Origin of the sequence: Pseudoduganella buxea (genome assembly GCF_009720835.1) — a bacterium.
In the GTDB taxonomy this organism is placed as follows: domain Bacteria; phylum Pseudomonadota; class Gammaproteobacteria; order Burkholderiales; family Burkholderiaceae_D; genus Rugamonas; species Rugamonas buxea.
Genome location: NZ_WNKZ01000049.1, coordinates 12,017 through 31,631, shown reverse-complemented (window position 1 = coordinate 31,631; position 19,615 = coordinate 12,017). Strand labels below are relative to the sequence as shown.

General features: G+C 65.2%; 17 protein-coding genes. 11 read left to right on the top strand and 6 right to left on the bottom strand.

Features of this window, described 5'->3' with window-relative positions:
* Positions 1 to 184: 184 nt before the first annotated feature.
* The 8 genes from rpsP to GM672_RS16635 all read left to right on the top strand — a co-directional run bounded on the left by rpsP (position 185) and on the right by GM672_RS16635 (position 7,348).
* On the top strand, positions 185 to 430 hold the full coding sequence (gene rpsP / locus GM672_RS16670; RefSeq protein ID WP_155471664.1) for a 30S ribosomal protein S16: 246 nt from the start codon (positions 185 to 187) through the stop codon (positions 428 to 430).
* Positions 431 to 463: 33 nt separating this feature from the next.
* Positions 464 to 991 carry a ribosome maturation factor RimM gene (rimM, locus tag GM672_RS16665; protein ID WP_188915987.1) on the top strand — a complete coding sequence of 176 codons (528 nt, stop codon included), beginning with the start codon at positions 464 to 466 and terminating at the stop codon, positions 989 to 991.
* A gap of 11 nt (positions 992 to 1,002) precedes the next feature.
* Entirely contained in the window at positions 1,003 to 1,749 is a 747-nt protein-coding gene (gene trmD / locus GM672_RS16660) for a tRNA (guanosine(37)-N1)-methyltransferase TrmD (protein ID WP_155471662.1), read from the top strand.
* A 114-nt stretch (positions 1,750 to 1,863) separates the two neighbouring features.
* Entirely contained in the window at positions 1,864 to 2,250 is a 387-nt protein-coding gene (gene rplS, locus GM672_RS16655) for a 50S ribosomal protein L19 (RefSeq protein WP_155471661.1), read from the top strand.
* Positions 2,251 to 2,374: 124 nt separating this feature from the next.
* On the top strand, positions 2,375 to 3,034 hold the full coding sequence (locus GM672_RS16650) for a CoA pyrophosphatase (protein WP_155471660.1): 660 nt from the start codon (positions 2,375 to 2,377) through the stop codon (positions 3,032 to 3,034).
* Positions 3,035 to 3,078: 44 nt separating this feature from the next.
* The gene (locus GM672_RS16645) at positions 3,079 to 4,038 is read left to right on the top strand and encodes a CobD/CbiB family protein (RefSeq protein WP_155471659.1); all 960 of its coding nucleotides are present in this window, start codon (positions 3,079 to 3,081) and stop codon (positions 4,036 to 4,038) included.
* Positions 4,039 to 4,215: 177 nt separating this feature from the next.
* A complete protein-coding gene (locus GM672_RS16640; protein ID WP_155471658.1) occupies positions 4,216 to 4,533 on the top strand; it encodes a DUF3579 domain-containing protein in 318 nt (105 codons plus the stop codon).
* Between the two features lie 61 nt (positions 4,534 to 4,594).
* Positions 4,595 to 7,348, top strand: a complete 2,754-nt coding sequence (locus tag GM672_RS16635) for a M16 family metallopeptidase (protein ID WP_155471657.1) — start codon at positions 4,595 to 4,597, stop codon at positions 7,346 to 7,348.
* 177 nt (positions 7,349 to 7,525) lie between these two features.
* On the opposite strand, the gene GM672_RS16630 is transcribed toward GM672_RS16635, so the two are convergent.
* Positions 7,526 to 7,936 carry a type 2 periplasmic-binding domain-containing protein gene (locus tag GM672_RS16630; protein ID WP_155471656.1) on the bottom strand — a complete coding sequence of 137 codons (411 nt, stop codon included), beginning with the start codon at positions 7,934 to 7,936 and terminating at the stop codon, positions 7,526 to 7,528.
* A 198-nt stretch (positions 7,937 to 8,134) separates the two neighbouring features.
* Entirely contained in the window at positions 8,135 to 8,872 is a 738-nt protein-coding gene (locus GM672_RS16625; RefSeq protein WP_155471655.1) for a GntR family transcriptional regulator, read from the bottom strand.
* 393 nt (positions 8,873 to 9,265) lie between these two features.
* Here GM672_RS16625 and GM672_RS16620 point away from each other — a divergent pair, with 393 nt between their 5' ends.
* The 3 genes from GM672_RS16620 to GM672_RS16610 all read left to right on the top strand — a co-directional run bounded on the left by GM672_RS16620 (position 9,266) and on the right by GM672_RS16610 (position 14,135).
* Positions 9,266 to 11,923, top strand: a complete 2,658-nt coding sequence (locus tag GM672_RS16620) for a TonB-dependent receptor (protein ID WP_155471654.1) — start codon at positions 9,266 to 9,268, stop codon at positions 11,921 to 11,923.
* A 68-nt stretch (positions 11,924 to 11,991) separates the two neighbouring features.
* The gene (locus GM672_RS16615; RefSeq protein ID WP_155471653.1) at positions 11,992 to 13,005 is read left to right on the top strand and encodes a glycoside hydrolase family 18 protein; all 1,014 of its coding nucleotides are present in this window, start codon (positions 11,992 to 11,994) and stop codon (positions 13,003 to 13,005) included.
* Positions 13,002 to 14,135: an acyltransferase family protein gene (locus tag GM672_RS16610; protein ID WP_229417782.1), complete on the top strand. Its 1,134-nt coding sequence runs from the start codon at positions 13,002 to 13,004 to the stop codon at positions 14,133 to 14,135. Before GM672_RS16615 ends, GM672_RS16610 begins: the two co-directional genes overlap by 4 nt.
* Before the next feature lie 282 nt (positions 14,136 to 14,417).
* Here GM672_RS16610 and GM672_RS16605 read toward each other — a convergent pair whose 3' ends face one another.
* The 4 genes from GM672_RS16605 to GM672_RS16590 form a co-directional block, all read right to left on the bottom strand.
* Positions 14,418 to 15,635 (bottom strand): DUF5009 domain-containing protein, encoded by a 1,218-nt coding sequence (locus tag GM672_RS16605; protein WP_155471652.1) that lies wholly within the window; start codon positions 15,633 to 15,635, stop codon positions 14,418 to 14,420.
* Between the two features lie 88 nt (positions 15,636 to 15,723).
* Positions 15,724 to 17,028: a tetratricopeptide repeat protein gene (locus GM672_RS16600; RefSeq protein ID WP_155471651.1), complete on the bottom strand. Its 1,305-nt coding sequence runs from the start codon at positions 17,026 to 17,028 to the stop codon at positions 15,724 to 15,726.
* A gap of 67 nt (positions 17,029 to 17,095) precedes the next feature.
* Positions 17,096 to 18,247 carry an ABC transporter ATP-binding protein gene (locus GM672_RS16595; protein ID WP_155471650.1) on the bottom strand — a complete coding sequence of 384 codons (1,152 nt, stop codon included), beginning with the start codon at positions 18,245 to 18,247 and terminating at the stop codon, positions 17,096 to 17,098.
* Entirely contained in the window at positions 18,247 to 19,590 is a 1,344-nt protein-coding gene (locus GM672_RS16590; protein WP_155471649.1) for an MFS transporter, read from the bottom strand. The genes GM672_RS16595 and GM672_RS16590 overlap by 1 nt, the downstream gene beginning before the upstream one ends.
* Between the last annotated feature and the right edge of the window lie 25 nt (positions 19,591 to 19,615).

The window sequence follows — 19,615 nt, the reverse complement described above, 5'->3', positions numbered from 1 at the left end:
CGTCCCGTGTGGCTGCGCCGGCATGGCCGGACAGGGACAATAAGAGATTGCCGGCAACGCCAGAGTAGGGGATAATCACGGATTGCCCCAACACTCACCCATTGTTATTAATGCTTTGCAGTCGGAGGAGAAGCACGCTATAATCTGCGGCTTTTTCCGACTCAGCACACTTTTTGGAAATATTATGGTCGTTATTCGTTTAGCTCGTGGTGGCGCCAAGAAGCGCCCTTTCTACAACATCGTTGCAACCGATTCCCGCAATCGTCGTGACGGCCGCTTCGTCGAGCGCATTGGTTTCTACAACCCAATGGCATCCGGCCAGGAAGTGCCACTGCGCGTCGCCGCGGATCGTCTGGCCTACTGGCAAGGCGTCGGCGCACAGCTGTCCCCAGCTGTTGCCCGTCTGGTCGCTGGTCAAAAAGCAGCCTAAGTTTTCAGTTTGTCCGGCAAGACAGCATCCGGGGTGGAAATCCCCGACGACCTGGTTCAAGTAGGCTTTGTCTACGGCGCCTATGGTCTGGTAGGGGGAGTGCGGGTCCGCCCGTTTTCCGATGACGCCGATGCCTTGCTGCACGTGACAACCTGGTGGCTGGATAAGCCGGGCCTGCGCGACGTTTCCGTCAAGCGGGCCAAGTTGCATGGCGGCGATGTTGTCGCCCAGCTCAGCGGCGTTGCCGACCGGGACGAGGCCGAAGCGCTGAAGGGCACCGCGGTGCTCGTTTCGCGCAGCCAGTTCCCGCAGCTGGATGAAGAAAACGAATTCTACTGGGCCGACCTGATTGGCCTGGAAGTCGAAAACCTGCAAGGCGAACGCCTGGGCACGGTGCACGACATGATGAGCAACGGTCCGCAATCGATCTTGCGCATTACGTCGCAGTCAGTCGACGCGGAAGCGGCGCAGGAGCGGCTGATTCCGTTCGTGGACCAGTTTGTCATCAAGGTGGACAAGGACGCGAAGAAGATCGTCGTGGACTGGGGCCTGGACTACTAAAGCCCGCCGCAATGCAATTCGACGTCGTTACCCTGTTCCCCGAAATGTTCGCCGCGCTGACCCAGTCCGGCGTCACCCGTCGTGCTCACGAGCAGGGCAGGTGGGGCTTGTCCCTGTGGAATCCCCGCGATTTCACGACGGACAATCACCGCACCGTGGACGACCGCCCCTATGGCGGCGGTCCCGGCATGGTGATGCTGGCCAAGCCCCTGGAAGCGACCATCGCCGCCGCGAAGCAGCGCCAGGTCGTGGCCGGCCTGCCGGCGCCGCGCGTCGTGTTCATGTCGCCGCAAGGCCGGCAGCTGACGCACGAGAAAGTGATGGCGCTGAAAGCCGAACCGGGCCTGGTCATCCTGTGCGGCCGCTACGAGGCGGTGGACCAGCGTCTGCTGGACCGCTGCGTCGACGAGGAAATCAGCCTGGGCGACTTCGTGTTGTCCGGCGGCGAATTGCCGGCCATGGCGCTGATGGATGCCGTCGTGCGGCAGTTGCCCGGCGTGCTCAACACGGATGCGTCGGCCGTCGAGGACAGTTTCGTCAACGGCCTGCTGGACTCGCCGCATTACACGCGGCCGGAAGTGTACGAAGGCGTGGCCGTGCCGCCGGTGCTGATGGGCGGCAACCATGCCGAGATCAACAAGTGGCGCCGCGAGCGCATGCTCGAAGCCACCAGCCGCAAGCGTCCCGACCTGCTGCAGGCGGCACGCGAGGCGGGCCGGTTGACGAAGCAGGACGAAAAGTTTTTGGCGGGTTTGTAAACCCGCTGTAGTACCGTGCGGACAATGGTTGTCCGCGTGTTTAACCCCATCCTCTACCGGGCAAGTGGCGCAGGCCACGCGAAGCGCCGGCAAGATGGTTATTGGAGTCATAAAATGAATCTGATTCAGCAACTCGAGCAAGAAGAAATCGCTCGCCTGGGCAAGAACATCCCTGATTTCGCTCCTGGCGATACCGTGGTTGTCAGCGTGAACGTGGTCGAAGGCACGCGCAAGCGCGCCCAGGCTTACGAAGGCGTCGTCATCTCCCGTCGTAACCGTGGCCTGAACTCGAACTTCATCGTTCGCAAGATCTCGTCCGGCGAAGGCGTCGAGCGTACCTTCCAGCTGTACTCCCCGCTGATCGCTTCGATCGAAGTGAAGCGTCGCGGTGACGTCCGTCGCGCCAAGCTGTACTACCTGCGCGAGCGTTCGGGCAAGTCCGCACGTATCAAGGAAAAACTGCCGCAGCGTCGCGTTGCTGCAGCGAAAGAAAGCGCGTAATCGCGATTTCTTCGGAAGAAGGGCGCCGCAAGGCGCCCTTTTTTATTGCGGCCCTGCATTGCAATCAGGGCAGGCGTCCCCAACTCGCATCGATCCGCTCGTTGCAACCCGCCTGGAGAACCCGTTGGCCAAACCCCAGTTCGATCCCAAGACCCTGCCTGTCGATGAACTTGCCGGCGAAGCGGCCGTGCCGCCGTCGCGCCTGACGCCGCCCTTCCTGCGCGAGCGTTTCGCCCTGCAGCCGGCGTGGACACCCGAAACCCTGGATGAAGCCCCGTCGGCGCGGCTCGACCCCACGCCGGCCTCCGTGCTGGTGCCGCTGGTGCAAAGGCTGCATGGCCTGTCGCTGCTGCTGACGCTGCGCACGGCGCACCTGAACGACCATGCGGGCCAGGTTGCGTTCCCGGGCGGGCGCGCCGAGCATTTCGATGCCCACGCCATCGACACGGCGCTGCGCGAAACGGAGGAGGAAATCGGCCTGCACCGCCGCCATATCGACGTGCTGGGCACGTTGCCCCTGTATTACACGGGCACCGGGTACAGCGTCACGCCCGTCGTGGCCCTGGTGGCGCCGCCCTTCGAACTGAAGGCCGACCCCTTCGAGGTGGCCGACATCTTCGAAGTGCCGCTGGCCTTCCTGATGGACGGCGCCAACCACCAGCGCCGCTCGGTGCAGACGGCGGCCGGCCGCCGCAGCTTTTACACCATGCCGTACGAGGACTACTTCATCTGGGGCGCCACTGCCGGCATGCTGCGCAACCTGTTTCATTTCTTGCGCGCTTAGGCTATCGTAGCGCACATTGCGGTATCGCTATCCAAAGGACCTAGATGACATTTCTTTCCATTCTCTGCGCATTGCTGCTCGAGCAGATGAAGCCACTGCGCGCGGATAATCCCATCTACGCCGAGATCAAGAGTCTCGCGGTGCGCATGGAAACGTGGTTCAACGCCGGTCACCCCAGCCACGGCCGCATCGGCTGGTTCCTGATGATGGCGGCCCTGATCATCCCGACGGCGCTGATCTACTGGGTGCTGCTGCGCTATGACCTGATCCTGGGTGCCTTTGCATGGAATGTGCTGATCGTCTACCTGACCCTGGGCTTTCGCCATTACAGCCATTACTTCACGTCGATCCAGCTGGCCCTGAACGCGGGCGACGAGCCGGCCGCGCGCGCGCTGCTGGCCGAATGGACCAAGCTCGATACGGTAGGCATGGAAGTGTCGGAGATCTCCCGCATCGCCGTCGAGAAGGCATTGATCACGACGCACCGCAACGTGTTCGGCGTGTTCTTCTGGTTCCTGATGCCGCTCGGCCCGGCCGCCGCCGTCATGTACCGCGTGGCCGAATACCTGGCGCGTGCGTGGAACGAACCGGAACACATGAAGAACGAAGCCTTCGGCCTGTTCGCCGCGCGCGCCTTCTACTGGATCGACTGGATTCCCGCCCGCCTGACGGCCGTGGCCTTCGCCATCGTCGGCAACTTCGAGGACGCCATCTACGCCTGGCGCAATTTCGCCCACCGCTGGCGCGACGAAGCCATCGGCATCATCCTGGCCGCCGGTGGCGGCGCCATGGGCGTGCGCCTCGGCACGCCGCTGGAGAACGCCGTCAAGGTGGTCCCGGCCGATGCCGGCACGGTCGACATCAGCGACGTCGAAGTCGAATCGCTGCCCGGCGACGAACCGTCCATCCGCGCGCTGCAAAGCACCGTGGGCCTGGTCTGGCGCGCGCTGCTGCTGTGGATGCTGCTGCTGTTGCTGCTGTCCGGGGCGGTGTACCTGGGCTGACCTGTCGGCACACCGGGCGCGTCGCGCGGCGCTGCCCGGCGAAGCCGCTTACAATGCGGTGGGCAGTCGCTCCCGGCAGCGGGCGGGGTAGTTTTGTTTCACGCCAGCATCCGCCGACCCGGCGCTCAGGTCTTCTATAAGATATAATACCTGGGCTTCCTCCACGTACCCTAGTTCATGCCTATGGCCAGCGAGTTCTTCATTCTTGGTCTTACCACCGACGGCAAGCAGTTCCGCCCCAGCGACTGGGCCGAACGCCTGTGCGGGGTGATGTCCTGCTTCCGGCCACCCGGCACGGGCGGGCGCAACGCCCACCTGCAGTACTCGCCCCTGGTGCGTCCCACGATGACCAATGGCGTCAAGGCCGTCGTCGTCAACGAAAGCCTGAAGGAGATCGAGCCGATGGCCTATCACTTCGTGCGCCAGTTCGCCACGGACAACAAGCTGCAGATGGTCGAAGCCTGCCACGTCGAACTCCCCGCCGACAAGCGCTGACAGTTCCCCGGGGCCCCGCAATGGCGTAGGATAGGGTTTTGCCAACGCGACTGCCCCACCGATGAATCCACGTACGAATTCGTTTCCGCCCGCGCTCCCACATCGCGTCAAGGCGGTGCTGCTGCTGTCCTGCTTCTCACTTACCGTTTCCTTCACCGTCTCCGCGTCCATCGCCGCCCCTGCGCTGCCGGCCGGCGTCGTCAAGGGACCGTCCATCGAAGGCATCACCGAGTACCGCCTGGCCAACGGCCTGAAGGTGCTGCTGTTCCCCGATTCGTCGAAACCCACCGTCACCGTCAACGTCACCTACCTGGTGGGATCGCGCCACGAGAACTACGGCGAGACGGGCATGGCCCACCTGCTGGAACACCTGATGTTCAAGGGCGCGCCGAAGAACCGCAATATCCCCCAGCAGTTCGCCGAACGGGGCATGGACTTCAACGGCACCACGTCGATGGACCGCACCAATTACTACGAGGTGTTCCCGGCCGGCGGCGACAACCTTCAGTGGGCCCTGTCGATGGAGGCAGAGCGCATGACGAAGTCCTTCATCGCCGCCAAGGACCTGGCCTCCGAGATGACGGTGGTGCGCAACGAATACGAAAGCGGCGAGAACAGCCCGTTTTCCGTGCTGATGAAGCGCATGGAAAGCGTGGCCTACGACTGGCACAGTTACGGCCGTTCCACCATCGGCAACCGCAGCGACATCGAGAACGTACGCATCGAGAACCTGCAGGCCTTCTACCGCACGTGGTACCAGCCGGACAACGCCGTGCTGCTGGTGGCCGGCAAGTTCGATCCGGCCCAGACGCTGGCCTGGATCGGCAAGACCTTCGGCGCCATCCCGAAACCGAAGCGCAAGCTGCCGCCTTTCTGGACGGTCGAGCCGGTGCAGGACGGCGACCGCCAGTTCACCGTGCGCCGCAAGGGCGACGTGCAGATCGTCATGCTGGGCTACAAGGTGCCTTCCGGCCTGCATGCGGACGCCGACCCGCTGTCCTTCATGAGCCAGATCGAAGGCGACCAGCCGAACGGACGCCTGCACAAGCTGCTGGTCGAGACGGGCAAGGCGGCCCAGGTGTTCAGCTACGGCCAGACCGGCTACGCGCCCGGCCTGCAGCTGTTCGGCGCCGTCGTCAAGGCGGGCCAGCCGGTCGAACCGGTGCGCGACGCGCTGATCGAGGCGGTCGAGGGCTTCGCCAAGCAGCCGCCCACGCCGGAAGAAATGGAACGCACCCAGCGCACCTTCGCCAACGGCATCGAGAAGGCACTTAACGATCCGCAGCAGGTTGGCGTGGCGCTGTCCGAACAGATCGCGCTGGGCGACTGGCGCCTGCTGTTCCAGGGCCGCGACAACCTGCCCGCCATCACGTCGAAGCAGGTGGCGGAGGCCGCGGGGCGCTACTTCAAGCGCGACAACCGCACCGTCGGCCTGTTCCTGCCGGACGATGCGCCGCAGCGCGCCGTCATCGGCGACGCGCCCGCACCGGCGGAGATACTCAAGGACTACAAGCCGCGCGAAAGCACGCTGACTTCCGAAAACTTCGAGCCGAGCCAGGACAACATCATGGCGCGCACGGAGCTGAAGAAAATCGGCGCCCTGAAGGCGGCCCTGCTGCCGAAGAAGAACCGGGGCGAGGCCGTCTCCGTCAACCTGCGCCTGCACTGGGGCGACGAGAAGAACCAGTTCGGCAAGGCGCTCGTTTCGGCCGCCACGGGCGAGATGCTCACGCGCGGCACCAGCAGGTACACCCGCGCGCAACTGGCCGATGCGATGTCGAAGCTGAAGATGTCCGGTGGCCTGTACCGGTTCGACACGACGCGCGAACACCTGGACGGCGCGCTGCGCCTGATGGCCCACGTGCTGAAGGAACCCAGCTTCCCCGAGTCCGAATTCGAACAGATGCGCCAGCAGTGGATCGTCGGCATCGAGGCCAACCGCAACGAGCCGCCCGCGCTGGCCAGCCAGGCGCTGGACGAATACTTCGACAAGTGGCCGAAGGGCGACCCGCGCCACGTGATGACGGTCGACGAGCAGCTCGAAGGTATCAAGGCCCTGAAGCTGGACGATATCAAGGCCTACCACCGCGAATTCTATGGCGCCTCGCATGGCGAGCTGGCCATCGTCGGCGACTTCGACAAGGATGCCGCCACGAAGGCCGTGGCCGAGACCTTGGGCGACTGGGAGACGAAGGCCAACTACGCCCGCATCCCGGACGAAAACGCCGACAAGCCGGCCGTGCGCAAGGTCATCGTCACCCCGGACAAGGAGAACGGCTTCTATACGGCGCGCGTGAACCTGGACCTGCGCAGCGACGACGCCGACCACCCGGCGCTGGAACTGGCCAACTTCATCTTCGGCGACGGCGGCCTGAAGTCGCGCCTGATGGACCGCATCCGCCAGAAGGACGGCCTGTCCTACGGTGGCGGTTCGTCGCTCTACGTGGGCGACATCGACCGCGCCGCGCACTTCTCGATCAGCGCCATTGCCGCGCCCCAGAACCTGCCGAAGCTGGAAGCGGCCGTGCGCGAGGAACTGGCCCGCGCCGTCAAGGAAGGCTTCACGGCCGCCGAAGTGGCCGGCGCCAAATCGGGCCTGCTGCAGCAACGCCTGCAGAACCGCTCGAAGGACGACGTGGTGGCGGGCGCCTGGACCAATTTCCTCTACCTGGACCGCACCTTCGAATGGAGCAAGCAGCACGAGCAGAAGCTGCAGCGGCTGACGGTGGAGCAGGTCAACGCCGCGTTCCGGCGGCATGTCGATCCGAGCAAGCTGGCGGTGGTGGTGGCTGGGGATACGGGCAAGGGCAAGTAAGGCTGGCGTCGGCGCGGCGGCATCGGGGCGGAGCTGGCGCACGTCCGATGCCGGAGCGCGGTGCCTGCCTTACCCCTATCTCACATCCACGCTGCCCGGCGCAGGCTTCATGATGCCCCCGGGTACGAGGATCGCCTGGGCCTGCGGCGCCTTGAGGAATTGAATGAAGCGGCTTGCCTAAGGCTTGCCCGCGCCATGGGACGTCACGACGGCGGCGTGGCCCGGTAATTCGTTCTGGTAGACGTTCTCGGGAATCAGGTAGTAGTTGCCGACGCCTTTCATCGACCCTGCAAGCGCGGTGTCATCCGACAGGATCGCCACCTGGGCCTTGCCCCGCTGGACCGCCTCGATCGCATCCTGCATGGACTTGCTGCCGCTCCCCAGCGCCTCGGCTTTCTCCAGCAACCCGGCTTTCTCGAACACGACGAGCGTCGGCAGCAGGGAGGCACTGCCTGCGCCGACAGTACCGACCTTCTTCACGGCGGAATCGGCGAGCAGCCGAAGACCCTTCGCCGCATCGAAGCGCTTGTCGGCCGCCCACGGCACGAGCCGCCCGGTCGCCTGCATCGTCAAGCTGTCATAGGCCATCTCAGGAACGTGGCGGCACGATTCCCCGCTACCTGGCCAATGGCCTGCTGCAGCAGATCGACGTGTGCCAGAGCCTTTCCATTTCAAGCCCGCCGCCACGACAGTCGGCCGACACACGACGACCAGCCGCATCGGGACACGACGAATCGCCGTTGCTGGTGTTGTCCCAGGTCGAACCCGATACCGACAGGTCGCCAGTTACGGCGTACTCAACTCCGCCACGAAATCGTACATATCCCCCCGGAAGATCGACCGGCAGAACTCCACGGCGCGGCCGTCGCGCAGGAAGCCGAGGCGTTCGACGGCCAGGCCGGCGTCGCCCTGCTGCGCCTGCAGGAGCTGGGCCTGTTCCGCGTTCAGCAGCAGGGCCGATAGGCGCTGCAGGGCGCGCACGGGGCGGTTGCCTGACTTTTCCAGCGCCTCGTACATCGACACGTTGACGGCGTCGAGCGAGGGGAGGGCCCCGGCGACGATGGTGGCGTACTCCAGGCACATCGGCATGTCGTCGGCGTAGCGGATGCGGTTGAAGCGGTAGACCGGGGCACCCGGCGAGAGCCGCAGGCGCAGCGCTTCTTCCGGCGTCACGGTGCCTTCCGAGCGCTTCAGCCACACGCTTTTCGGCGTGCGCCCGCGCGCCCGCATGTCCTCCGAAAACGAGGTGAGCTTGGCGAAATTCTTCTCGATGCGGGTGTTGATGAAATTGCCCGAGCCGGGCCGGCGCACCAGCAGGCCTTCGTCGACCAGGCCGTCGATGGCCTTGCGCACCGTGATGCGGGAGATCGACAGGTCCGCCGCCAGCTGGCGTTCGGCCGGCAGCGCTTCCTCCGGGCCGAAGACGCGCTTGTCGATGGCCTCGCGCAGGGCCCGCTGCAACTGCTGGTACAGGGGCAAACTGGTCTGCTCCATGCTTCGCATGATTTCTGCCAGCGAACTCATTCTCTCTCCCTGTGCCGGCCCCCGGACGAGGGCGCTCATCTGTGTGGAAATGCGGCGTCGATAATACCAAAAAAAGACCATACGTCACCGGTCTGCATCAATGCGCCATACCTCTTTCCCAGTGCACGCCCTTGCGGTAGCGCTATCTGCTGCCATTACGCGACAAAGTGGTATGTATTTTCAATACAACATGCGAAAAAAATACGGAAATTGGTAGTGTTCTGGTATTGGGTGGAGGTATATTGGCGCTGAATTGGTTTCCTAGCATTGCAGTAGAGATGCCGGCAGCCAACGCCGGCGCTGGCAAGGGCGGCAAGGGAACACCAAGCGAGAGACCAAAGTAACCAGAAACGGGACGGGCCTTCCTTCAAGGCCCACATCAAGGGGGAGTACATGAAGCGCAATTTGACACCGATCGCGACCGCGGTCGCCATCCTGATCACCAGCGGCGGCATCGCCCATGCCCAGCAAGCTGGCGACCAGTCCAAGGATATGACCGTCGTCACCGTGACGGGCGTGCGCGCGGCGCTGGAGCAGTCGCTGAACCAGAAACGCAACTCGGATTCGCTGGTCGAAGTGATCACGGCCGAAGACGTGGGCAAGATGCCCGACAAGAGCGTGGCCGACTCGCTGCAGCGGGTACCGGGCGTCTCCGTCGCCACCGCCGGCGGCGCCGAAGGCGGCTTCGGTGAAAACGACCGCGTCAGCCTGAAGGGCACCCCCTCGAACCTCACGCTGACCACCCTGAACGGCCATACCGTCTCCTCCGGCGACTGGTACATCTCCAACATCACGGGCGGCGGCCGCTCCGTCAGCTACTCGATGTTCCCGTCCGAGCTGATCGGCCGCGTTACCGTCCACAAGAGCTCCCAGGCCAACCTGATCGAAGGCGGCGCCGCCGGCAACGTCGATATCGAAACGCGCAAACCCCTGAACTTCAAGAAGCCGTTCACCCTGATGGGCTCCATCGAAGGCGTGTACAGCGAAGGCGCGAAGAAGACGGACGCGCAGTTCTCCGCGCTGGCCAACTGGAAAAACGAAGCGAACAATATGGGCGTGCTGGTCCAGCTGTTCGACGAGAAGCGCACCCTGCGCCGCATGGGCCAGGAATTCCTGTGGTGGGACAAGGTCACGCCGGGCACCGCGCCAGACTGGATTCGCGCCAATCCCGAAGTGGAAGGCAAATACCTGTCGCTGCTGACCGGTTCCACCCTGTTCCAGCAGGAGCGCGAGCGCAAGGGCGGCATGATCGACGTGCAGTTCAAGGTCAACAAGGACTTCAGCTTCGACATCAACGGCTTCTACACGCGCCTGGATGCGGACAACATCAACGCCAACTTCATGCTGGCGCCATACCAGCCCCTGTCGAACAACTGGTCCGGCGTGGGCGGCGTGGTGCCGTCGAACTACACCATCGCCGGCAACCAGATCACGTCGATCACCTTCCCGTCGGCCTGCCCGACGGGCCTGAACTGCGCCAACATGGGACCGTCGGTACAGGACATCATCGCCCGTCCCGGCTCCTATTCGGATTCGAAGTTCCTGAACCTGGACTGGCAATGGCGCGCCAACAGCAGCCTCAGTTTCAAGGGCCAGGTCGGCAGCACGCGCGGCACCGGTTATGCCCGCGACTACGGTTACGAAGCCTGGCTGGCCTACGCCGGCAACAGCCTGACGATGCACGGCCTTTCCGCACCGGCCACCGTCACCGTCGACAACGCCGGCACCTTCAACCCGCGCACGGGCGCCGACTTCTTCGGCGGCTGGGCTTCGGACGTCAAGGCCGAGGACAAGGAAACCTACGGCCAGGTGGACGGCACGTGGCAGGCCCCATGGGGTGCCGTGCCGACCGTCTACTTCGGCGTGCGCGCGGCCAAGCATGACCGCGACCTGACCTGGCTGCAGGGCACCATCGCGCCGGCCGGCGGCCTGCTGGCGAACCGTCCGAAAGGGCTGACCAACTATCCGACCAGCCCACTGGACAATGTGCTGCAGCGCCCATGGACCTTCACGCCGGAGTCGATGAAGGAGTGGGGCGACACCTATGTCTCGTTCAACCAGCACGCCTATCAGAGCGAATTCCAGATCCGCGAGAAGGCCACCGCCGCCTACGTGATGGGCGACCTGGACCTGGGCCGCGTGCAGGGTAACTTCGGCGTGCGCTTCGTGCGCACGGAAATCGACGTGGCCAACGGCTCGCCGAACGACGTGTGGAACCCGGTGCGCTCGTCCAACACCTACAACGACTTCCTGCCCAGTATCAACCTGAAGACGAACGTCGGCCAGAACGTCGTGCTGCGCGCCGCCGCCAGCCGCACCCTCGCACGGCCGGACTTCGGCGCCCTGGGTGCCTTGTCGCTGAACGACCTGACGTTCTCCGGCTCGGGCGGCAATCCGAACCTGAAGCCCATCATGTCGAACAACCTCGACGTGGGCGCCGAGTGGTACTTCATGCCCAAGTCGCTGCTGGGCGCGAACATCTACAACATGAACATGGGGTCGTATGTCACGTACGGCGCGTCGACGGCGCAGTTCTTCAACAACTCGACCAAGACCGTCACGACCTACAACATGAGCGCGGCGCTGAACACCAAGGCACGGGTGCGCGGTATCGAGCTGCAGTATGTGCAGGACCTGGGCAATGGCTTCGGCTTCAATGCCAACTACACGTATGCGGACGGCGAGGAACGTGCCAAGGCACCGAAGTCGGCCTGCGCCGACCTGGGCGACTGCAGCATGATCGGCACGTCGAAGAACTCGTATAACGCCAGCGTGTTCTTCGAGAACGACCGCTTCAGCGCCCGCGTGAACTACAGCTTCCGTTCGGCCTTCCTGAATGGCCTGGACCGCAACAGCGCCATCTACCAGGACGACGTGTCGACCGTGTCCGCCTCGGTCAACTACAACCTGACGGAGAACCTGACCCTGTCGCTGGAAGGCAAGGACCTGAACGATCCGCTGTTGAAGTCCTACGCCTCGACGAAAGACCAGCCACGCGCCTTCTACAAGAACGGCAAGCAGATCTTCTTCGGCGTGCGCGGCAAGATCTAAGCGCAGCTGAAGCAGCACGGGCAGGGCGGGATTTTCCCGGCCCTGCCTTTTTCCATTTGGAGACCGCCATGCGTCATATCCCTTATCTACTGGCCGCGTTGCTGGTGGCCACCGCCAGCCAGGCCACGCCAGCCTTCGTCGTCAGCCCCTACAAGCACCTGCCGCAGCATCGCTCGCATGACAGCGACGTCATTACCGTCGCCCCGGCCGGCGCTTCTCCGGCCAAACCGGAGGCCTACCTGGAGCATCCCGACCGGCCCCGCGCGCTGACGTGGGCCTTCGCCATCGGCGAGTGCGGCGCCGAAACGTGGGGCGGCCGGCCCGGCAAGGCCGTGGCGGACGCCAACGTGCGCTCCTTCGCCCGCGCCGACGTGCCCTACATCGTCTCCACGGGCGGGCAGGGCGGCGTGTTCACGTGCGCAACCGATGCCGGCATGGAGGCCTTCATCGCCCGCTACGCCTCGCCCCAGCTGATCGGCTTCGATTTCGATATCGAGGCGGAACAGACCCCGGCCCAGATCCGCGCGCTGACGGACCGCATCGCCACGGCCCAGCGCAAGCATCCGCAACTGCGTTTCAGCTTCACCGTCGCCACGCACGCGGCCTCGGACGGCAGCAAGGCCAGCCTGAACGACATGGCCGAACGGGTGCTGGCGGCCGTGCGCGCCAGCGGCGTGCGCGACTACGTATTGAACCTGATGGTGATGGACTACGGACCGGCCTCGCGCAAGGTGTGCGTGCTGCGCGGCGAACGGTGCGACATGGGCGCCTCGGCCCTGCAGGCGGCCCGCAACGTGCACGAGAAATACAAGGTGCCGTTCCGGCAGATTGAACTGACGCCGATGATCGGCGTGAACGACGTCGTCGAGAATGTCTTCACGGTGCAGGACGCGGCCACCGTGGCGGCCGGCGTGCGCGAGATGGGCCTGGCCGGGCTGCATTACTGGTCGGTGGACCGCGACGTGCCGTGCGCGAAAGCCGTGCAGGGCGCCGATGCCACCTGCAGCACGATGCCGGGCGTGCCGGCCGGCGCCTACTGGCGTGCCATCGACGCCGAGATCACGAAGGCGGTGCGGCGTTGACGGCCCCTTCCCTCAAGCAGTCGCGCTTTCTCTCCCTGGACGTGCTGCGCGGCCTGACGGTGGCGCTGATGATCGTCGTGAACACGCCTGGCAGCTGGAGCCACGTGTTCGCCCCGCTGCTGCACGCAAATTGGCATGGCTTCACGCCCACCGACTGGGTCTTCCCCACCTTCCTTTTCGTCGTCGGCAACGCGCTGGCCTTCGCGCTGCCGAAGTACGCGGCGCTGGGTGACGGCGCCGTGGTGGCGAAGGTCGCCCGGCGCAGCGCGCTGATCTTCCTGCTCGGCTTCCTGCTGTACTGGTTCCCGTTCTTCGGCCCGGATGGGCAGGGGGGCTTCCACCTGCTGCCGCTGGCGGACACGCGCATCCCCGGCGTGCTGCAGCGCATCGGCCTGTGCTTCGGCATCGCGGCCCTGGTGCTGCATTTCGGCCGGGAGCGGGGCGGCATCGTCTTCGCGGTGCTGGCGCTGCTGGGCCACTGGCTGGTGCTGGCGCTGTGGGGCGACCTGACCCTGGCGGGGAACGCGGCCGGCAAGGTCGACCTGCTGCTGCTGGGAGAGCGGCACGTGTACCGCGGCGAAGGCATTCCCTTCGATCCGGAAGGCCTGCTGGGCACGATGCCCGCCACCGTCAACGTCATCTCCGGTTACTTTGCCGGGCGCATGCTGCTGGCGAAAGGCGCCACGTGGGAAGTGCTGGCCAGGCTGATGATGGCCGGCGTCGTGTGCGTCGCCGTCGCCTTGTGCTGGAGCGGCGTGCTGCCCGTCAACAAGAAGCTGTGGACGGGGTCCTATGTGCTGCTGACGGTGGGGCTGGACCTGCTGATCCTGCCGCTGCTGGTGTACCTGGTCGAACTGCGCGGAGAAGGAAAGCCGCGCCGGTGGACCTACTTCTTCGAGGTGTTCGGCAAGAACACGCTGTTCATCTACCTGTTGTCCGAAGTGGCCGTCATCGTCATGGTCAAGACGTGGGTGGGCCAGCTCACCGTGTACGACTGGCTGTATGCCAACGCGTTCGCACCGCTGGCGACGCCGAACGTGGCGTCGCTGCTGTTCGCCGTGCTGTTCATGCTGGCGTGCTGGCTGGTGGGCTGGTGGCTGGACCGGCGGCGCATCTATATCAAGGTCTGACTGGGGTCTGTCCCCGTTAAGTGTCAGCCACCGCGCTTGCCACTAGCGTCACAAGGGGACTGACCCCATTTTTTTGCACGAACTTCGACAGCGCAGGCGAGAAATGGGGTCAGTCCCCTCATACCACCGCAGCAAGCACCCAAGCCATCACTTACCGGGGACGGATCCCAGAGCCGCAGGCCAGCATCCAAGCCGCCACTTACCGGGGACAGACCCCAGACGCAGGCGAGCACCCAGGCCGTCACCTGCCGGGGACAGACCCCATGCGCAGGCCGTCACCCGCTAGAACTTCAAGCGCAAGCCGATCCGGCTGGCCAGCGCCGTCAACCCCAGCATGGCCGCCGTCATGACGGCCGCATTCAGCAGGCCCGGGGCGCCGCCGCTTTCCAGGAAGGGCCACCACAGGCGCGGCAGGTGCAGCACGGCGGCGCACTGCTCCCACAGGTCCGGCGCGATATACGCGAACAGCGCGTTCGTGCCGGCCGGGAGCACGGCGACGGTCCAGCGCCGCCAGCCCCACACGTCCACCATCACATAGCAGCACAGGAACAGGGCCAGCACGATGGCGGCGCACACGAGGGTGTACGATGCCGTCGCTTGAATCTTGTTGATGCCGTGGTAGGGCCGCAGCAGCAGGCCGCACACGAACAGGCCGAGCGCGAACCAGGCCATGAAACGGATGCGGGAGCCGTGGTCCGCCGCGGCATCGCGCAGGAACAGCCAGCCGACAATGGTCCCGGCGAGCACGTTGGCGCCGGTGGACCCCAGCAGCTGCGGCACGTTGACGACGGCGCGCAGGGGCGCGTGCAGCCAGTCCATGGCGCCGGCCATGCCACCCAGGTACAGCGCCACCAGCGCGCCCAGCGCCGCCATCAGCGCCGTGCCGTCGCCTTTCGTCGCCAGGTAGATCAGGCTGCACAGCAGGTAGCTCCAGCCGATCATGCCGAGGATGCCCCACCACCCGGGCTGCAGGTACACGCTGTCGAATTCGGCGTCGGTACTGCCCCGGAACGCCGCCAGCAGGAACAGCATCAGGGCCAGGCCGGCGGGGTAGCTCCAGTCGCGCCGCCGGTTTGGCCCTTGCTGCTCCCGCTGGCGCCACAGCAGCATCATGGCGCCATAGAACAGCAGGAAGTACAGGGCGCGCGGCAGCAGGGCATTGGCGGCATCGTAGCGATACGCATTGGCCAGCACGACACCGGCCACCATCAGGCTGGCGGCGCGCCACGCCAGGCGCCCGAGCAGCGCCGGCGTGACGCGGCCGACAGACCGGTGAAGCGCCAGCGGAATGGCGATGCCGACGATGAACAGGAAACCGGGAAAGACGATGTCGGGCAGGGTGATGCCGTCCGCGCGCGGCCCCGTGTGCTCCAGCCAGTAGGGGATGCCGGGCATGCCGGCAATATAGTTCACCCAGATCATCGCCGCGATCACGCAGCCACGAAAGGCGTCGAGGCTGGCCAGGCGGGGGGAAGCGGCGGCGATGGACTGGGTGGTCATGGGTCTTAGACAGGTGTAAGGAGAAAAGCGGGCGTAAAAAAAGCGGGTCGGGCCTGGGGCCGTTCCCGCTTGCTCGCTGCGCGAAGGATTACGACGCGGCTGGTGCCGGTGCGGCGCCGGCCGCAGGGCGGTTCACCCAGATGGTCCAGTAGCGTGCCAGGTCGCCGCGGCCGTCGGCGCCTTGCACCGATTGCAGCGTCTTGATGGCTTCGTCCTTCTTGCCGGCCAGCGCGTAGGAGTAACCGAGGCGCAGCTTGGCGTCTTCCGCGTTCTGCAGGCCGCCCTTGGCGATACCTTCCTGGATCAGGGCGATGCCCTTGTCGTACTGGCCCATCGTCACGAATGCCCAACCCAGGTTGATCAGGCCCGTGCCGTTCTTCGACTTGCGGGCCGACGCTTCGCCGCTGCCGATGTTCTTCATGTCGTCGGCGGCCTGGCGGTCGGCCTGGGCGCGCAGCTTCTTGTGCTTATCCGCGTTCGGGCCCTTGCCCAGCACGCCCGCCGAGAAGCCGGCGTCCAGTGCCTGCTTCGCCTCGATCGGCTGGCCGGCCAGCAGGGCCAGGTCGGCCATCTCGGCATAGTCCTCGGCCGACATCTTCGACACGGCGGCCTTCTGCAGGCGGTACACGTCCAGCGCGAAGCGGGTCGAGTAGGTGGCCTTGCCCTGGGTGCGGCTCAGCAGGTCGATCCAGTAGTCGTCCGAAGGGTAGTAGCGAACCAGGTTCTCCACGGCCAGCAGGTAGGTAGCCTGGTCCTTCGTCTTGGCGCCCGTGTTGGCCAGCAGCTGCAGCTCTTCCAGCTTCGGTGCGGTGCCGGCCTTCTGCGCCGCTTCCAGGTCCTTCATCAGCTCCGTCTTGGCGGTGGCGAAGTCATTGCTGAAATAGTAGGCGCGGATGATATACGGGCGCATCTTGTTGTCGCCCGTTTCGGTCTGGTAGCGGTTGAACCACGTGATCGCCTTCTGGTATTCCTTGGCGTTGTAGTACATATTGCCCAGGGCAGCAATGAAGTCGCGCTGTTCGGACGGCTGCAGCTTGTTGGCGTTGATGACCGCTTCCAGCGCCGTCGTCGTCATCTGGGTGTTGTTCGTGGCCGAGCCCAGCGAAATGCGCATGCGGTTCAGCACGAAGGTCTCATACGGGGTCTTGTTCGGCAGGGCTTCGGCCTGGTCCAGGCGGCTCTGCACTTCGGTGTAATTCTTCGCTTCGAGCAGGGTCTTGATCTGAGCCGGCTCCACCAGCTTGAAGATCTCCGGGCGCACGGAATCCTTCGGCGCCTCGGCAGCCGGGGCTGCCGGCTTGTCCTGGGCGAAGGCGGGGGTCAACGCGGGCACGGCCGACAGGCCGATGGCAGCCAGGAGAAGGCTGAGGCGAGCGATACGGAACTGAGGCATGATGAAATGATCCTTCAATCAAGTAGACAAACACTTATTGTCCCATAAATCCACCCACAGCCGGGTTTCAAATGGACGCTTTTGTAACGGCCTGTTTCCGCCAAGGGGCGGTGCGGGGCAGCGCGCGGCCCGCGCCGTCGAACACCAGGCAATGGCGGGCCGGCAGATGCAGCATGACGCGGCTGCCCGGCTGCGGGACATCGCCCTGCGCCACGTGTTTCAGGGCCACGGGCGCGGTCGCCCCGGGCACGGCGGCATGCAGCACGCTCTGGTCGCCCAGGTATTCGACGTGGGTGATGTCGGCCGCCAGCAGGTTATCCGTTTCGCCGGTGGCGGCCAGGCACAGGTGCTCGGGCCGAATACCGATGGTTACAAGTCCGCCCGGCGCCGCTGCCCCCGGCGGGGCGTCCGCGCGCAGCAGCGTGCCGTCCTCCAGCCGCACGGTCAGGCCGTCGTCGTCGCCGCCAGCCAGGCTGTCGGTGACGATCCCACCGATGCAGTTCATCTTCGGCGCCCCGAGGAAGCCGGCCACGAACAGGTTGGCCGGCGCGTTGTACAGTTCATGGGGCGTGCCGACCTGCTCGATGTGGCCGCCGTTGAAGACGACGATGCGCTCGCCCAGCGTCATTGCCTCGACCTGGTCGTGCGTAACGTAGATCATCGTCGTCTTCAGCTGGGCATGCAGGCGGCTCAGTTCCACCCGCATCTGCACGCGCAGGCTGGCGTCCAGGTTCGACAGGGGTTCGTCGAACAGGAACAGGCGGGGTTTTCGCACGATGGCGCGGCCGATCGCCACGCGCTGGCGCTGGCCGCCGGACAGTTCCTTCGGCCGCCGCTGCAGCAGGTGGCCGATCTGCAGGATGTCGGCGCTGCGCTGCACGGCCGCGCGCACGGCATCCTTCCTGCCGCCGGCCAGTTGCAGCGCGAAGGCCATGTTCTCGTACACCGTCATGTGCGGATACAGGGCATACGACTGGAACACCATCGCCAGCTCCCGTTTGGCCGGCGGCACGTCGTTGGCCAGGCGGCCATCGAGGTGCAGCTCGCCGCCGCTGATCGATTCCAGGCCGGCGATCATGCGCAGCAGGGTCGACTTGCCGCAGCCGGACGGCCCCACGAAGACGATGAATTCGCCATCGCGGATATCCAGGTCGATGCCGTGGATGACGGTGTGCTCGTCGTAGCGCTTGACGATATTGCGCAGCGAAAGGGCCGCCATCAGCGCGCCGCCGCCTGCGAATCGGTCGACACGCCGGCCGGCACGTCGGCCGGCACGTCATCCGGAGCCGAAGCCGCCACGTTGGCGCGTGGCGTCATCGGCAGGAACAGCGCCATCACGGTCACGGGAATGGCGCACAGCAGCACCCAGATGAAGAATTGCTGGTAGCCCAGCCAGGCCTGGAAGTCACCGCTGAAGAACTTGAACAGCACGAAGCCCAGCTGCATGATGCCGGTCGAGAAGGCATAGTGGGCGGTCTGGTATTTGCCCGGCGCGACCACCTGCATCATGTACAGGATGATGCCCACGAAGCCGAAGCCGTAGCCGAACATCTCCAGGCTCAGGGCCGCGCCGATGACGGTCAGGTCGGTCGGCAGCCACGTCGCCAGGAAGTAGAACACGAGGTTGGGCAGGTTCACGGCCAGGATCAGGAAGATCATGGCTCGGCGCAGGCTGAGCCATGACGTGAAGTAGCCGCCGGCGATCGAGCCGACGATGAAGGCGATGGTGCCGCTGGTGCCGTAGACGGTCCCCACCTGGGCCGTCGTCAGGCCCAGGCCGCCCTTGTCGAGCGCGTCGCGCAGGAACAGGGGACCGATGGTCTGCACCTGGGCCTCGCCGGCGCGGAACATGATGATGAACAGGATCGACATCCAGATGCCGGGTTTGCGCACGTAGTCGACGATCACTTCCCACAGGGTGTCCGTGATGCCGGCCACGGTGGTTTTCTCCGTCACGGGATTTTTCGCCAGCGGCAGGGTCCACGCGTGATACGCCGCGAGCAGTGCCATCGTCACGGCCAGGATGACGAAGATGGTCGTCCATGCCGGCACCACGCCGTGCGACTTTTCCAGCGTACCGGCCAGGATCACGAGCCCGCCCAGGGCGATGAAGCGGCCGGCGTTGAAGAAGGTGCCGGTCCAGCCGGCATACTGCGCCTGCTGCTTCTCCGACAGGCTGGTGATGTAGACGCCGTCGCAGGCGATATCGTGGGTGGCCGCGCTGATGGCCACGCAGGCCAGCATCGCCACGCTGGCGCCCAGCCAGAACGGCAGGTGCAGCGACAGCGCCACGAGGCCGAAGAAGACGCCGCTCAGCAGCTGGAAGGTGACGACGACGAGCTTCTTGCTGCTGGCCAGTTCCAGGAAGGGACTCCACAGGGGCTTGAAGATCCACGCCATGCCGATGTAGGCGGTCCAGTGGGCGATGTCCGTGTTCGGCACGCCCATGCTCTTGAACATCATGCTGGCGATCAGCGCCACCGAAAAGAACGGCAGGCCCTGGGCCAGGTACAGGGTGGGGACCCACATCAGCGGGCTGCGGCTTTTCTTCGTCGTGTCCATCGGCGCTCTTCGTCAGGGTTGGAAG

What these genes read in the sequence shown, in the direction of transcription:
- GM672_RS16635 (WP_155471657.1), top strand. Translation starts at nt 4,595, where the DNA reads ATGAATCCACGTACGAATTCGTTTCCGCCCGCGCTCCCACATCGCGTC.
- GM672_RS16595 (WP_155471650.1), bottom strand. Translation starts at nt 18,247, where the DNA reads ATGGCGGCCCTTTCGCTGCGCAATATCGTCAAGCGCTACGACGAGCAC.
- GM672_RS16600 (WP_155471651.1), bottom strand. Translation starts at nt 17,028, where the DNA reads ATGCCTCAGTTCCGTATCGCTCGCCTCAGCCTTCTCCTGGCTGCCATC.
- GM672_RS16625 (WP_155471655.1), bottom strand. Translation starts at nt 8,872, where the DNA reads ATGAGTTCGCTGGCAGAAATCATGCGAAGCATGGAGCAGACCAGTTTG.
- GM672_RS16640 (WP_155471658.1), top strand. Translation starts at nt 4,216, where the DNA reads ATGCCTATGGCCAGCGAGTTCTTCATTCTTGGTCTTACCACCGACGGC.
- rplS (WP_155471661.1), top strand. Translation starts at nt 1,864, where the DNA reads ATGAATCTGATTCAGCAACTCGAGCAAGAAGAAATCGCTCGCCTGGGC.
- GM672_RS16620 (WP_155471654.1), top strand. Translation starts at nt 9,266, where the DNA reads ATGAAGCGCAATTTGACACCGATCGCGACCGCGGTCGCCATCCTGATC.
- rpsP (WP_155471664.1), top strand. Translation starts at nt 185, where the DNA reads ATGGTCGTTATTCGTTTAGCTCGTGGTGGCGCCAAGAAGCGCCCTTTC.
- GM672_RS16645 (WP_155471659.1), top strand. Translation starts at nt 3,079, where the DNA reads ATGACATTTCTTTCCATTCTCTGCGCATTGCTGCTCGAGCAGATGAAG.
- GM672_RS16615 (WP_155471653.1), top strand. Translation starts at nt 11,992, where the DNA reads ATGCGTCATATCCCTTATCTACTGGCCGCGTTGCTGGTGGCCACCGCC.
- trmD (WP_155471662.1), top strand. Translation starts at nt 1,003, where the DNA reads ATGCAATTCGACGTCGTTACCCTGTTCCCCGAAATGTTCGCCGCGCTG.
- GM672_RS16590 (WP_155471649.1), bottom strand. Translation starts at nt 19,590, where the DNA reads ATGGACACGACGAAGAAAAGCCGCAGCCCGCTGATGTGGGTCCCCACC.
- GM672_RS16605 (WP_155471652.1), bottom strand. Translation starts at nt 15,635, where the DNA reads ATGACCACCCAGTCCATCGCCGCCGCTTCCCCCCGCCTGGCCAGCCTC.
- GM672_RS16630 (WP_155471656.1), bottom strand. Translation starts at nt 7,936, where the DNA reads ATGGCCTATGACAGCTTGACGATGCAGGCGACCGGGCGGCTCGTGCCG.